Source organism: Burkholderia sp. 9777_1386, from assembly GCF_015712265.1.
Taxonomy (GTDB): domain Bacteria; phylum Pseudomonadota; class Gammaproteobacteria; order Burkholderiales; family Burkholderiaceae; genus Burkholderia; species Burkholderia cenocepacia.
In genome coordinates, this window is record NZ_JACCQB010000074.1 from 1 (window position 1) to 13467 (window position 13467).

General features: G+C 68.7%; 14 protein-coding genes. 3 read left to right on the top strand and 11 right to left on the bottom strand.

All coding sequences use genetic code 11. From position 1 onward, the window contains the following. Positions 1 to 193 precede the first annotated feature (193 nt). Positions 194 to 427, top strand: a complete 234-nt coding sequence (locus H0X91_RS31900) for a hypothetical protein (RefSeq protein ID WP_006487081.1) — start codon at positions 194 to 196, stop codon at positions 425 to 427. Positions 428 to 762: 335 nt separating this feature from the next. On the opposite strand, the gene H0X91_RS31905 is transcribed toward H0X91_RS31900, so the two are convergent. Next, a complete protein-coding gene (locus tag H0X91_RS31905; protein WP_012493593.1) occupies positions 763 to 1275 on the bottom strand; it encodes a chloramphenicol phosphotransferase CPT family protein in 513 nt (170 codons plus the stop codon). A 154-nt stretch (positions 1276 to 1429) separates the two neighbouring features. Beyond that, positions 1430 to 2224, bottom strand: coding sequence for an aminoglycoside phosphotransferase family protein (locus tag H0X91_RS31910; protein WP_196433664.1), 795 nt, complete (start codon positions 2222 to 2224; stop codon positions 1430 to 1432). A 243-nt stretch (positions 2225 to 2467) separates the two neighbouring features. Between H0X91_RS31910 and H0X91_RS31915 the strand changes: the two genes are divergently transcribed. Beyond that, complete coding sequence (locus H0X91_RS31915) at positions 2468 to 4597, top strand: penicillin-binding protein 1A (RefSeq protein ID WP_006496214.1); 2130 nt, start codon at positions 2468 to 2470, stop codon at positions 4595 to 4597. 8 nt (positions 4598 to 4605) lie between these two features. Further along, on the top strand, positions 4606 to 5217 hold the full coding sequence (locus H0X91_RS31920; RefSeq protein ID WP_048987706.1) for a trimeric intracellular cation channel family protein: 612 nt from the start codon (positions 4606 to 4608) through the stop codon (positions 5215 to 5217). A gap of 31 nt (positions 5218 to 5248) precedes the next feature. On the opposite strand, the gene H0X91_RS31925 is transcribed toward H0X91_RS31920, so the two are convergent. The 9 genes from H0X91_RS31925 to H0X91_RS31965 form a co-directional block, all read right to left on the bottom strand. After that, positions 5249 to 5638, bottom strand: coding sequence for a VOC family protein (locus tag H0X91_RS31925; protein ID WP_006496216.1), 390 nt, complete (start codon positions 5636 to 5638; stop codon positions 5249 to 5251). A gap of 106 nt (positions 5639 to 5744) precedes the next feature. After that, on the bottom strand, positions 5745 to 6566 hold the full coding sequence (locus H0X91_RS31930; protein ID WP_006485871.1) for a heme ABC transporter ATP-binding protein: 822 nt from the start codon (positions 6564 to 6566) through the stop codon (positions 5745 to 5747). A gap of 19 nt (positions 6567 to 6585) precedes the next feature. Continuing rightward, entirely contained in the window at positions 6586 to 7674 is a 1089-nt protein-coding gene (locus H0X91_RS31935; RefSeq protein WP_196433665.1) for a FecCD family ABC transporter permease, read from the bottom strand. A gap of 15 nt (positions 7675 to 7689) precedes the next feature. Next, positions 7690 to 8607, bottom strand: a complete 918-nt coding sequence (locus tag H0X91_RS31940) for a heme/hemin ABC transporter substrate-binding protein (RefSeq protein ID WP_058902391.1) — start codon at positions 8605 to 8607, stop codon at positions 7690 to 7692. Further along, positions 8604 to 9695: a hemin-degrading factor gene (locus H0X91_RS31945; RefSeq protein ID WP_006491808.1), complete on the bottom strand. Its 1092-nt coding sequence runs from the start codon at positions 9693 to 9695 to the stop codon at positions 8604 to 8606. The genes H0X91_RS31940 and H0X91_RS31945 overlap by 4 nt, the downstream gene beginning before the upstream one ends. Before the next feature lie 49 nt (positions 9696 to 9744). After that, the gene (locus H0X91_RS31950) at positions 9745 to 12018 is read right to left on the bottom strand and encodes a TonB-dependent hemoglobin/transferrin/lactoferrin family receptor (protein WP_196433666.1); all 2274 of its coding nucleotides are present in this window, start codon (positions 12016 to 12018) and stop codon (positions 9745 to 9747) included. Between the two features lie 224 nt (positions 12019 to 12242). Further along, the gene (locus H0X91_RS31955) at positions 12243 to 12470 is read right to left on the bottom strand and encodes a hypothetical protein (RefSeq protein ID WP_058903544.1); all 228 of its coding nucleotides are present in this window, start codon (positions 12468 to 12470) and stop codon (positions 12243 to 12245) included. A 189-nt stretch (positions 12471 to 12659) separates the two neighbouring features. Further along, positions 12660 to 13043, bottom strand: coding sequence for a DUF6232 family protein (locus H0X91_RS31960; protein ID WP_012493589.1), 384 nt, complete (start codon positions 13041 to 13043; stop codon positions 12660 to 12662). Between the two features lie 124 nt (positions 13044 to 13167). Then, entirely contained in the window at positions 13168 to 13428 is a 261-nt protein-coding gene (locus H0X91_RS31965; RefSeq protein ID WP_011548992.1) for a DUF2866 domain-containing protein, read from the bottom strand. Between the last annotated feature and the right edge of the window lie 39 nt (positions 13429 to 13467).

Below are 13467 nucleotides of genomic sequence, written 5' to 3' on the forward strand. Positions count from 1 at the left end.
GAGCACCAGACAGGCGGCTTGCTGTTTGAACTCCGGGGAAAACGTACGTCGTTGCTTGCTCATCAGACACCTCTTCATGGCGACCATTCTCGCCTAAATCAGTGTCCGGATTCATTAGACCACTACAAGGGCGGCAAGAACGGACACAGCGTGTACGATCTGGTCTTCAAGAAAACCATCCAAGGAGAGAGGAATGAATCCGGAACAGGCCCGAGCCGAAGAAACCGAGGCGATGGAGCGCATGGTGGCCGCCACGCTGCGCGTGCAGAGTACGTTCGCCTCGATGCAGAAGCAATTTCCGCCGCAAGGCAGCGGCGAGCCTTCGCCGTTCGCGCTGCAAACCTTTGATGCCGCCCTGCAGGAACTTGAAGACGCACAGGCCGCGTTCGATGCGCTGCTGAACGATCTGATCGACGGTAACCGCTAAAGGCTACGCCCTTATCCGCACCGATTGTCGACGATCTAAAAAGCTGTGTCGAACGGCCGTTCGTAGCCGGCAGCCGCCGGTCGTGATCTCCAGCAACTGGCCGAACGGCGAACTTCGAGCAGTCCCGTGCGGGCCGCTGATAAGCTCGGGCAGCCAAAGCAACTTTTCCCGGTCACATGAGCACGCACCCCACCGCAGCCCCTGCACCCGTCACTCCAATGATGCAGCAGTACCTGCACCTTATCTGACAAGGCTTCGCGCGCAAACCTACGCTCACCTTTTTGAGGATCGTCCGCGAACGCCCCCCTTGAGCCATTCGCTGATAGCAAAAGCGATCATTCCGCCTGCGCGTTGAGGAATGAGCGGATTCTTTGAGCGCCTTCTTCGGGACTGCAAGTCGACGTATCCAGACGCATCGAGTAGGGCCTTGAGTAAGCTGGATGCCCGAATTGGGATCGCGCCATTCCTTCTCCACGGTCCGGCCTGCTGCGTTCACGCTCTTCCAGAACATCCAATGGGCAACAAACACCTATCACGTACGTGCGGCGAGGCGCGAGTGCAGAAATACATTCTTCGAAGGCGGTTGTATCTCGCAGCACAAGATCGAGAACAATCCCGAAATGACTTGCAGCTACGCGCTTCAGGGTGGACTGCAGATTGAGGTGATGTATCCTGAGCGCCTGATTCAACTCTTCATCCGATCTCATGTCACGCCTACGCGACATTTCGACGAATGCATCGAGCGATATGTGGAACATCGGCGCTTCCGAGCTATTCTGAAGCGCCTTGGCCAAGCTGCTTTTTCCCGCGCTGGTAGGTCCGTGCAATACGATCGCGATCTGTGTCATATGTCTCGCCGGCAACTCTAAGTCGATCCGTGCTGACAATTGTCGGCGATATTCTCAGCGCAGTCGATTGTCCGTTCATGGCCGAAAGGCGCCGATTCTCCCCGCATTCCCCCGTAACTCGTAACGAGTCTGTTTTCATCGGCGATGCGTATCGCTACAGCCCGAGCGCACCCGCCGCAAGCATCGCAACCTCCAGCCGTGTATCGGGCGACAACTCGTCTTCCATCAACCACACGGGCGACAGTCCCGACCACGCGAGAATCCACTGCAGCAGCCGGCGCCGGTCGAGTTGTGCGGTATCGGCCACGACCGCGACGCGCCGCCCGAAACGCACGGGATCGACCGCGATGTCGTGTGCGGGATTGCAGAACAGATTCGCGTAGTCGAACGTGCGCTCGCCGCGCAGCCCTTTCGGGTCGATCGCGCGCCAGCCGCGATCGCCGAAATGCAGGATGTTGTCGTGATGGATGTCGCCGTGCAACACGACTTCGTCGACGGACGGCTCGGCGAGCAACTGGCGAGCGATCGCCGCGGAGCGGCGCAGCACATCGTTGTCGGCATCGCTCGATAGCAGCGCATAGAACCAGTCGTGCAGCGGCACGACCGCAGGGCACTGCGGCGCACGGTGCGCGTGCAGCCGCGCGACGACGTCGCAAGCGATGCGCATCGTGTCGTCGTCGTGGCCGGCTGCCGACAATGCGGCGAGCGACGGCGCCGGCTGCGCGCGTTCGAGCAGGATCGCGTCGCCGTCGTGCCGCCACACCTGCGCGGCGCCTTGCCCGTTCCACCAGGCCATCAGCGCATTGCCGCGGCGTTCCTCGTCGCACGTCGCGACTTTCAGCATCGCGGGCCGCGCGTGCCAGACGACCGGCAACAGGCCGCCGCTCGCGGTCAGGATCGGGCCACCGTCGGGAACGAGGCCCCACAGGTCGAGGTATCGGTCGAACATCACGCGATGGTACAGGCGAACCGGCTCATGCGCCTCGCCTGCCCGGCCGCGACGACATGCCGCAGACCCACATACGCGCCGCGAGCGGGCCCCGGTGCGCTTTCCTAAATAAAATTTAGCCAGCCAAACTTTGGCTAAAGAATGTTCCGGTTTCGCGCCATCCCTTCGACAATGCGCGCCTTTCGTGACCGATCGGCGCCGCTCGCGCGCCGGCCGTCGCGGCACTGAAGAAGGAGCCCCGACATGACCGACCCCACCGCCAACCCATCGCCGCCGCCCGCGCCGCCATCCGCACCGCCGCGCCGCCGCCGCGTCTGGCGCACGCTCGCGGGCGCGTTGCTCGGCCTGACGCTCGCATGCGCGGGCATCGGCGCATGGACGATCGATCGCATCTGGACGCAGTTGCCGTCCGTCGAACACCTGGCCGTCTATCGTCCCGCGCTGCCGCTGCGGATCTTTTCGCGCGACGGCGACCTGCTGGCCGAATACGGCGTCGAGCGGCGCGAGTTCGTGCCGCTCGAACGCATTCCGCCGCTGATGCGGCATGCGCTGCTCGCGGCGGAGGACGCGAAGTTCTACGAGCACGGCCCGGTCGATGTCGGCGGTCTTGCGCGCGCGACGTTCGCGAACGTCGTGACGGGCCAGCCGGGCCAGGGCGGCAGCACGATCACGATGCAGGTCGCGCGCAACTTCTACCTGACGCGCGACAAGGTGCTGAGCCGCAAGCTCGCCGAGATCCTGATGGCGGCCAAGCTCGAACGCGAATACAGCAAGGACAAGCTGCTCGAGCTGTACATGAACGAGATCTATCTGGGCGAGCGCGCATACGGCTTCGCGGCCGCCGCGCACGTGTACTTCGGCAAGCCGCTCGATGCGCTGAGCGCGGGCGAGGCGGCCGTGCTCGCCGGGCTGCCCAAAGCGCCGTCCGCGTTCAACCCGGTCGTCAATCCCGCGCGCGCGACTGCGCGGCGCAACTACGTGCTCGGCCGGATGCACGCGCTCGGGCAACTCGACGATGCGACGTATCGTGCGGCCGTCGACGCGCCGATCGCGCTGGCGACCACGCCGCCGCCCGGCATCGTCGCGGCGCCGTACGTCGCCGAGCGCGCGCGCCGGATGATGGTCGAGCGGTTTCACGACGACGCGTACACGCTCGGCCTCGACGTGACGACGACGATCTCGATGCGCGACCAGCGCGCGGCCGAAGCCGCGCTCGAGCGCACGCTGAGCCGCCAGGCGCGCGCGAAGCGCGAGACGCGCAACGGGCTCGAAGGCGCGCTCGTGTCGCTCGATGCGGCCACCGGCGACATGCTCGCGCTGGTCGGCGGCGCGGATTTCAATCGCAACGTGTTCGACCATGCGCTGCAGGCGTATCGCCAGCCGGGGTCGAGCTTCAAGCCGTTCGTCTATTCGGCGGCGCTGGAGAAGGGCTACTTCCCCGGCGTGCTCGTCGACGATACCCAGCGCACGCTCACGCACGCGGAAACCGGCGCGCGGCCGTGGCGTCCGCGCAATTTCGGCAATCGCTACGAAGGCTTCATCCCGGTGCGGCGCGGGCTCGTGCGTTCGAAGAACCTGGTCGCGGTCAGCCTGATGCAGGCCACCGACGCGCGCTACGTGCAGCAGCACGCGGTGCATTTCGGCTTCGACGCGCAGCGCAATCCGGCGTCGCTGCCGCTCGCGCTCGGCGCGGGCGCCGTGACGCCGCTCGAACTCGCGAGCGCCTACAGCGTGTTCGCGAACGGCGGGACGCGGATGGAGCCGCGCCTGATCCTGTCGGTGAAGCAGCGTCACGGCGGCGCGATGTACGAGGCGACCGTGCCGGCGGGCGAGCGGGTCGTATCGGCGCGCAATGCGTTCGTGATGGACAGCATGTTGCGCGACGTCGTGCGGGCCGGCACCGCGCGCGGCGCGCTCGCGCTGCGGCGTGACGACGCGGCCGGCAAGACGGGCACGTCGAACGGGTCGAAGGACGTATGGTTCGCCGGCTATTCGTCGGGCATCGTCGCGGTCGCGTGGCTCGGCTACGACACGCCGCGCCCAATGGGGCGCGCGACCGGCGCGACGCTCGCGCTGCCGGTCTGGCTCGACTACATGAAGACGGCCGTCGACGGGCGCACGCCGGTCGCGGCGATGCCGCCCCAGGACGTCGCGCTCGTCGACGGCGACTTCGTCTACGCGGAATACACGCGCGGCACGTGCACGGCCGACGTGCCGGCGTATATCCGCAGCCGCTTCGCGTGCGGCGGCGCGGCGGCCATCGATGCGCCCGACGCGCCGGCCGACAACGGCAAGCGCGACGAGCCGATGCCTGCCGCCGTCGATGCGGCCGAGCGCGAACGCGTGCTCGACCTGTTCCGGACCGACGACTGACGCGCGCCATGCATACGCTCTATCTGATTGCGATCGTCGCGGAAGCGATGTCGGGGGCGCTGATGGGCATGCGCCGCGGGATGGACCGCTTCGGCCTCGCGCTCGTCGGCGCGGTGACGGCGCTCGGCGGCGGCACCGTGCGCGACGTGCTGCTCGGCCACTATCCGCTCGGCTGGATCGCACATCCCGAATACCTGGTGATCACGCTCGTCGCGGCGACCGTCGCGTCGTGGGCGGCACGGCACGTCGCGCGGATGAAGACGTTGTTCGTCACCGTCGATGCGATCGGCCTCGCGGCGTTCACGATCATCGGCTGCGACATCGGCGCGTCGACCGGCACGGCGCCGATCATCGTCGTGCTGGCCGGCGCGATCACGGGCGTGTGCGGCGGGATGCTGCGCGATTTACTCTGCAACGAGATGCCGCTGATCCTGCGCGAGGAGCTGTACGCGAGCGTCGCGTTCGTCACGGGTTCGCTGTATGTCGGGATGCAGCATGTCGGCATCGACACGGGGTTCGCGACGCTCGTCGCGCTGGCGGCCGGCTTCTCGATACGGATGCTCGCCGTACGGCTCGGCTGGAAGATGCGGAGCTTCGGCGCGGCGGATGTCGAGCATTGAGCGCGCGCGCCCATGCTTTTCGCGCCGGCATTCAGTCCGGCTGCATCACCTGAAAGACGTTCCCTTCCGGATCGATGCCGTCGACCATCCGGTACGGGAAGCCGTCGTAGCGCTTCAGATCGCGCACGGTCACGCCGTCGCGGGCGAGCCGGTCGCGATACGCGTCGATATCGGCATCGATCGTGAAGACGAGCTTCACGTTGCTGGTGGCCGCGTTGGCGTTCGTGCTTGCTGGTGCGGCCGCATGACGGAATGCCGGGCCGGCTCGATGCAGCGCGAGCTCGATCGCGCCCGCGCCGAGCACGGCCCATTCACCGTCGATTTCCTCGATGACGGGCAACGCGAAATGCCGTTGATAGAACGCTTTCAGCAACGCGACGTCGCGGACGTACAGGATGATGCGGGTCATCGGAAGCGGCACGGGGATTTCCTTGGCAGGGGCAATGCGAGAGATCGGGAGAGTGCGCCGCCGCCCAGGGCAACGCACCGCCTAGATCGATGCAACGATCATGCGATACACGCCCGCGCTACGCGGGCACCATCACCGGCGGCGTCCCGTCGCCGGTTTCCACCATCTTCACCGCGAAGCCGTAGCACTGCGCGATATGAGCAGGCGTCATCACGTCGCGCGGTGCGCCATGCGCGACGATCGTGCCGTCGGCGAGCATCGCGATCGCATCCGCATGCCGCGCGGCGAGGTTGGGATCGTGGACGATCGCGAGCACGCCGAGCTGCCATTCGCGCGCGACGGCGCGCACGGTATCGAGCAGGCGGTGCTGGTGTGCGAGATCGAGCGCGGCGGTCGGCTCGTCGAGCAGCAGGTAACGCGGGCCGGGTTCCGTCGTGTCGTGATCGGGCCACAGCTGCGCGAGGACGCGGGCGAACTGCACGCGTGCGAGTTCGCCGCCCGACAGCGTCGTGACGTCGCGGCCGACGAGCGCGTCGGCGCCCGCGCGTTCGAGCGCGCGCCATGCGATGTCGCGATCGCGGTGCGACGTCGCACCGCTGCGCCGCGCGTGTGGATAGCGGCCGAGCAGCACGATTTCGTCGACGCTGAACGGGAACGCCGGCTGCGCGGCCTGCGGCAGCACCGCGCGCAGGCACGCGAGCCGCGGCGCGTCGATGCGTGCGAGCGGTTCGCCGTTCAGCGTGACGTCGCCCGTCACGCGCACGCCGTGCGGCGCGACGCTGCCGGTCAGTTCGCCGGCGAAGGTTTTCAGCAGCGTGCTCTTGCCTGCGCCGTTGCGGCCGAGCAGCGCGGTCACGCGGCCGGGTTCGATCGACAGCGACAGGTCGCGCAGGATCGTGCCGTGCCGGCGGGCGACGTCGAGGTGGTGGGCAGTCAGCATGGTCATCGTGAAGAAGGAATTACCCGCCGAGCGCGCCGCGGTTCTTCCACAGCAACGCGAGGAAGAACGGCGCGCCGAGCAGCGCGGTCAGCACGCCGAGCGGAATGTCGGCGGGCGCGGCGACCGTGCGCGCGGCGAGATCGGCCGCGAGCGTCAGCAACGCGCCGAGCAATGCGGCGCCGGGCAGCACGATGCGCTGGTCGGGGCCGCACGCGAGGCGCACGCAATGCGGCGCGACGAGCCCGATGAAACCGATGATGCCCGCGCACGACACGAGCGCGCCGACCGCGAGCGCGACCGCGACGAGCACGCGCCGCTTCAGTGGCTGCACGGGCACGCCGAGATGCAGCGCTTCGGTTTCGCCGAGCTGCAGTGCGTTCAGCGCGTCGCGCTCGCGCACGAGCAGCACGCCGCCGAGCGCGACGCACGGCGCGACGGCCGCCAGCGTCGGCCATTGCGCGCCGCCGAGGCTGCCGAGGCTCCAGAAGGTCAGCGAGCGCAGCTGTGCGTCGTCGGCGACGAACGTGAGCAGCCCAATCGCTGCGCCGACCAGCGCATTGATCGCGATGCCGGCGAGCAGCAGCAGCGGCAGCGCAAGCCGGCCGCGCGACGCGGCCAGCCGGTAGACGAGCGCCGCGACCGCGAGCCCGCCCGCGAACGAGGCCACGGGCAGCGCGGCCGCGCTTGCGTGGGCGGCGAAGAGCGCGGGGCCGAGCACGATCAGCGTGGTCGCGCCGAGCGCGGCGCCGCTCGATACGCCGACGAGCCCGGGATCGGCGAGCGGATTGCGGAACAGCGCCTGCATCGCGGCGCCGGTCGCGCCGAAGCCGCCGCCGACCAGCAGCGCGAGCACGACGCGCGGCGCGCGGATGTCGAGCAGCACCGCGCGCGCCTGCTGCGCGGCCGGGTCGCCGCTCAGCGCGGCCCAGGCTTCCGCCAGCGGAATGCGGTACGCGCCGACGCACAGCGCGACGACGGACATCACGCCCACGAGAATGGCGAGCGCGGCCAGGACGAACGGCGCGAAGCGGCGCGACGTGCCGAGGCGCGCGGCGCCGGCGCGCGAGGCGGACGATGGCGCGTTGAAGGGCGAGGCGTGAGCGGGCATCGGGTCGATCCGGATTCAGGCGAGCGCATCCGACAGGCGTCGGTGCAGGGTCGTGACGGCGAGCGGCAGGCGCGGGCCGAAGCCGAGCAGGAACAGCGCGTCGAGCGACACGACGCGCCGCGCGCGGCCGGCCGGCGTCGCGCCGAAGCCCGGCGTCGCGAGCAGCGCGGCGTGGCCGCCGACGGCCGCCAGCCCTTCGTCGGAGATCAGCACGACGTCGGGCGCGGCCGCCGCGAGCGCCTCGGTCGTCAGCGGCTTGTAGTGATCGAAGCCCTGCATCGCGTTGCGCGCGCCCGCGTAGCGGATCATCGCGTCGGCGGCCGTGCGCTGGCCGGCGACGAGCGCCTGGGTGCCGGTATGGTTCAGCACGAACAGCACGCGCGGCGGCTGCGCGCCGCCGGGCACGCGCGCGGCGACCGCGTCGCGCGCGGCCTGCCAGTCGCGGTCGAAACGCTGCAGCAGCGCGGCGCCGGCGTCGCGCACGTCGAGTGCCTGCGCGACGCCGGTGATCTTCGCGCGCACCGATTCGACGTCGTGGCGCTCGTCGAAGGTCGTCACCGTGACGCCGGCGCCTTTCACCTGCGCGATCGCCGTCGGCGGGCCGGCTTCCGCCGAGGCCAGCACGAGATCGGGCCGCAGCGACAGCAGCCCTTCGGCCGACAGCGCGCGCTGGTAGCCGACCTTCGGCAGGCGCTTCGCGGCGTCGGGATACGTGCACGTCGTGTCGGCGCCGACGAGCCGGTAACGCGGCGTCTCGGCGCCGCCGAGCGCGAATGCGGTTTCCGCGAGCGCGCCGCCGATCACGATCACGCGTTTCGGCGCGGCGACCACGCCCTGCGCGAGCACGCCGCCGGGCAGTACGCCCGCGAGCGCGCCGGCCGCCGCGCCGGCCAGCAGCGACCGGCGGCGCGGATCGAACCGCCGCGCGCTCACCGCGCGGCTCCGCGTGCGGCCGCCGGCAGCGTCGCGACGAGCGCGCGCCAGTCGTCGCGCTCGACCTTGCCGGGCTTGCGCTCGCCGAACAGCAGCGCGACGTGGTCGCCCTGCCGGTCGAATAGTTCGAGCGACGTGACGATGCCGTCGCTCGTCGGCTTCTTCACGACCCACGCGGCGGCGATCAGGTCTTCGCGCACATGCAGGTTGAAGCCCGGATCGAGCACGTTGATCCACGCGCCGACCTCGCGCACGTTCGCGACGGGGCCCGTATGGATCTGGATCATCCCCGCGTTGCCGACGAACACCATGATCGGCTGGCCGCTTTTCGCGGCCTGTTCGAGCACGTGGCGCAACGCATGCGCGGTTTCGACCGGATATGCGTAGCGCGGATCGGCGAGGCGTAGCGCCTGCATGCGGCTCACGCCGAAGCGTTGCGTGATGCCGAAGAACTGGTGCGTGTCGGTCATCGCGTCCCACGCGGCGCGAAAACCCGCGACGTCGATCTCGGTGTCGGCGCGCTCGGGCGTTTTCGCTGCGGCGGGCGCGACCTCGAGGCCCGGCTCCTGCGACGGCGCGCGCCAGCGTTCGACGAACGCGTCGTATGCGGCGTGATCGCTGTGCGCGCGCAGGTAGACCTTGTGGATCGCATGACCTTGCGCGTCGAAGAACTGCAGGCTCTTCAGCGGGCCGTGCGCGGTCTCGTCGCGCACCGCGAACGCCGACACCCAGTGACGATAGAAGATGCGCAGGTCGATGTCGCCGAGCGCGAGGCCGACCGGGCCGTCGTGGCTCATCTGCGCGTACTCGCCGTCCTTTTCGTGGACGGCCGTGTCGTTGCGCGTCAGCGCCATCACGCGGCCGAGGCGCGGCATTTCCTCGAACATCGCCGGAAAGCGCGCGTCGAGCCGCACGACGTGCTCGCCGACGAACGCGGCGAGCGCCTCGCCTTCGCTGACGCCGAGCGCCTGCGCGACGTCGCGGTTGCGCAGCTGACGCTCGGTCTTGAGCTTGATGAACGCGTCGCGCAGCGCGGCGGCCGCGCGGGCCGGCGTGGCCGATTGACCGGGAAGGGCGGATTGCATCATGTCGGACTCCTTCGAGTAACGGTTGGGGTAGGCGCGCGGGCAACGCGCATCAGAAATCCACTTTCATGCTGACGGCGACCGTGCGGCCGGGCGACGAATACGCGTCGAGCACCTGCGAATCGGCCGCGATGCCGCGCACGTCCGACCAGTTCCAGTACTTGCGGTCGAACAGGTTGCGGATGCCGATCGTCGCGCTCACGTGCTTGTTGAAGCGGTAGCCGCCGCGCAGGTCGACGACGAACGACGACGGCGGCGTGAAGCACGCCTTGTTCGAACAGTCGGACTTGTCGACGTCCTTGTCGCGTTTGGCGGCCTGGAACAGCAGGTCGGTCTGCACGAACCAGCGTTCGGTCGGCTCGTACCGCACGCCGAACACGGCCGAGAACGGGTTCACGGTGTTCAGCGGCTGGCTGGCCGCGCCGTCGTTCTGCGTCGAGCCCTTCGTGAACGCCATCGCCGTCTTCAGCGTGATGCCGTTCGGCATCACCCATTCGGCGCGGCCTTCGAGGCCATGAATGCGTGCGTCGGCGAAGTTCACGTACTGGAACACGAACGGGTCGACCGGCCGGCCGCTGCCGGCGATCGTCGTGCGCGAGATGAAGTTGCGGTAGCGGCCGGTGAACGCGGCCGCGCTGTAGCGCACGATGCCGTAGCCGGTGCCGGCCTTGCCGCGCAGGCCGGCTTCGAACGTGTCGCTGGTTTCGGGCTTCAGGTTCGGATTGCCGATCGACGTGTAGCCGTACACCGGATTCGAGAAGCTGCTGTTCACCTGGTCGGGCGTCGGCGCGCGGAAGCCGTGCGCGTACTGCACGTACGGAATGACCGCGGGCGTGATCTCGTAGAGCACGGCAACGCGCGGCGACAGTTCGTTCGCGTTCGTCGACACGGCCTTGCCGGTGAACAGCGGATCGTTCTCGGTCGGGCTCAGCCGGTACGTGTCGAAGCGCAGGCCCGGCGTGACGAGCAGGCGGCCGTAGCCGATCTGGTCCTGCACGAACGCGCCGAACAACGTGTAGTCGGTGTCGGGGAACGCCTTGTTCGGGAACGCTTCGCCGACGCCTGGCACCGTGCCGTCGCGCAGGTTGGTCACGCGCGACAGGCTGCCGTCCACGCCGACCAGCAGCTTGTGCGCGAGCGGGCCGGTCGCGAAGCCGCTCTCGGCGAACGCGGCGCCGCCGAACGTGCGTTCCTTGTACTGGTTGTCGCGCGAACGCGAGGGCAGCTTGCCGCGCGTCTCGAACGCATATTGATCCTGCTTCGCGTCCTGGTAGTAGAACTGCACGTGCGCGGTCTGGAACCAGCGGAGCGCGTCGTCGCGAAAGTCGTAGTCGACGCTGAAGCGGTTGCGTTCGAGCCGGTCGTGGGTCGTGAGGCCGAGCGTGGTCGGCGCATTGGTCGCCGACAGCACGTCGGTGCTCACGCGCCGCTGCACCGTTTCGGCGGTGAACTTGATCGTGTCGCGCGTGGTCGGTGTCAGCACGAGCTTGCCGAGCAGCGATTCCGAATACACGTCCTGCGGGTTCGACGTCGTGCGCAGCGTGCTTGCCGTGTTGTTGCCGCCGCGCGTGTCGACCTCGTGGCCGCGCCGGCCGTCGGCGATGATCATCCCCTGGACGCGATCGTTGCCGCCCGCGGCCGACACGGTCGCGCCGATGCTGCGATCGGTCGAGTCGTAGCTCGGCCGGAACGAGAAGTAGTAAGGCTTGTTGTAGACCGACAGCAGGTCGCGCGGGTCCTTCGTGATGAAGTTCACCGCGCCGGTCAGGCCGTCGCTGCCGTAGAGCGCCGACGCCGGCCCGCGCAGGATCTCGATGCGCTTGAGCGTGTCGAGATCCGCGTAGTCGCCGCGGCCCGCTTCGAGCGGCCCGAACGAGAACGCGTTCGGCAGGCGGATGCCGTCTTCCATCAGCAGCACGCGATTGCCTTCGAGGCCGCGGATGTTGATGCTCGAATCGCCGTCGCGGCCGCCGCCGAGCGCGGCGCTGCCGGGACGGTACGCGGTGCGGCGCACCGTGATGCCCGGCTCGTAGCGCAGTGCGTCCTTGATGTTGGTGGCCTGCTGCTCTTCGAGATCCTCGTCGGTGATCACCGACACGGACGCTGCCGTGCGGCTCGCCGCGGTGGCGGTGCGGGTGGCCGTGACGGTGACGGGATCGAGCAGCGCCGCGTCGCCGCGCGTGGAGGCGGCCGCGGTGGTCAGGACGGAGGACGGCGGGGTGGCGCCTTGCGGCGACGAATCGGCGTGAGCCGGGGCGGCGGACAGGCCGAACGCGCCGAACAGCGCGGCACAGATCGGCCGCCGCGCCAGCGTATAGCAATGCACAGGTGGTCTCCCATTGACGATAACAAGCCCGAAGGCTGGCTGGGTGACGCGTTCACCTGGCTGGCCCGTTTGCGCGCGACAGGCGGCAAACGGCGATGTGAAAGGCAACTGACAACTTTAACAGTGTAAATGAGAATTATTATCAATACAAGGACGCCAGACGGCCCATGCGAGTGAGCGCTCGCCTGCGCGGCTCGGGCGAGCCGGGGGAAGTCTCGAGAAACTCAGGCCAGCGCTTCGATGCGGATCAGCAGGTTGCGCGCATGCGCGATGAACGCGTCGTGCGTGGCGCGATCGCCGTGGCTTTCGATACCGGCCTGTTCGGCGAACGCGATCTGGTCGGTGTAGAGCTCGACGAGCGCACGGCGTGCATCAGGGGGAAGCGCGCGGATCATCGACACGATCAGCAGTTCCTGCGCGCGAAGCATGCCGGACAGCGATTGAGCGTTCATGCTGGCCTCCTCGGACGATGCGGCGGCGAGCCGCTCTTTCCATACTAGGCGGTCGGCGCGTGCAGTGGCGGGGAGGGGGTGGCGGCGCGCGGCGGGCGCCGCGCGCTTCAACGCGAACGCCGCGCGAACCGACATTCGCGGCGTGCATCCTGCCCGCGCGAGCCGGCGCGGGCACGAAGGCGAACGGAATCAGCCGGCTGCGGTGGCGGACTGCGCGTCGCGCACGACCTGCGCGACGCGTTCGACGAACTCGGCGTCGACACTCGACAGCGCTTCGCGCTTGCCGTCGGGCATCTCGACCATCAGCCGATACGTGATGTCCTGCGTGGTCCACGCGAGGTAGCCGACCACGGCGAGCATCACGCCGACCACGAGCGCGGCGCTCGATGCGGCGATGCCGCCTGCGACGGCGATGGCCGCGCCGATCAGCGAGATCAGCGACGGCACGAGACGGTTTTTCGGAATCTTGACGACGTCGACGTGGCGGATGTCACGCAGTGCGAATACCTGCCCGGCGGCCGACAGGCCGTTGCGCGTGACCATGACGCCACGTTCGTTGAATGCGTTTTCCATCGTGTGTTGCGTGGACGAAAACGCGCAGCGTAGCAGGTTTCGTTGCCGCGTCAAACGAGACCGACTGCCGCACGACGCGTGCGGCGCGGCCGAAAGACGGGAAGCGGGTGGCGCGCAGACGCGTTCAGAACTGCAGCCGGCCGTCGCCGTAAAGCCGGCCCGGCACGTGCGACGCGACGACCTCGGCGATCTCTTCGTCGGTCGATTCGGCCGGCACGATCTGGCGCCGCGCGGGGGCGTCGAGATGCATCGTCCATTCGACGAGGCGATACGGGCGGCCCCAGGGGCGCTGCATTTCGACCGAGACGCGGCAGCTCTGGACCGGCAGCGAGTGTTGGCACGTCAGAATCGCGTGCAGATGGCTGAAAACGGTATCTTCGATCATCATGGCCTCCGATCCTGTCTTGTGGGCAATCGATGGCGG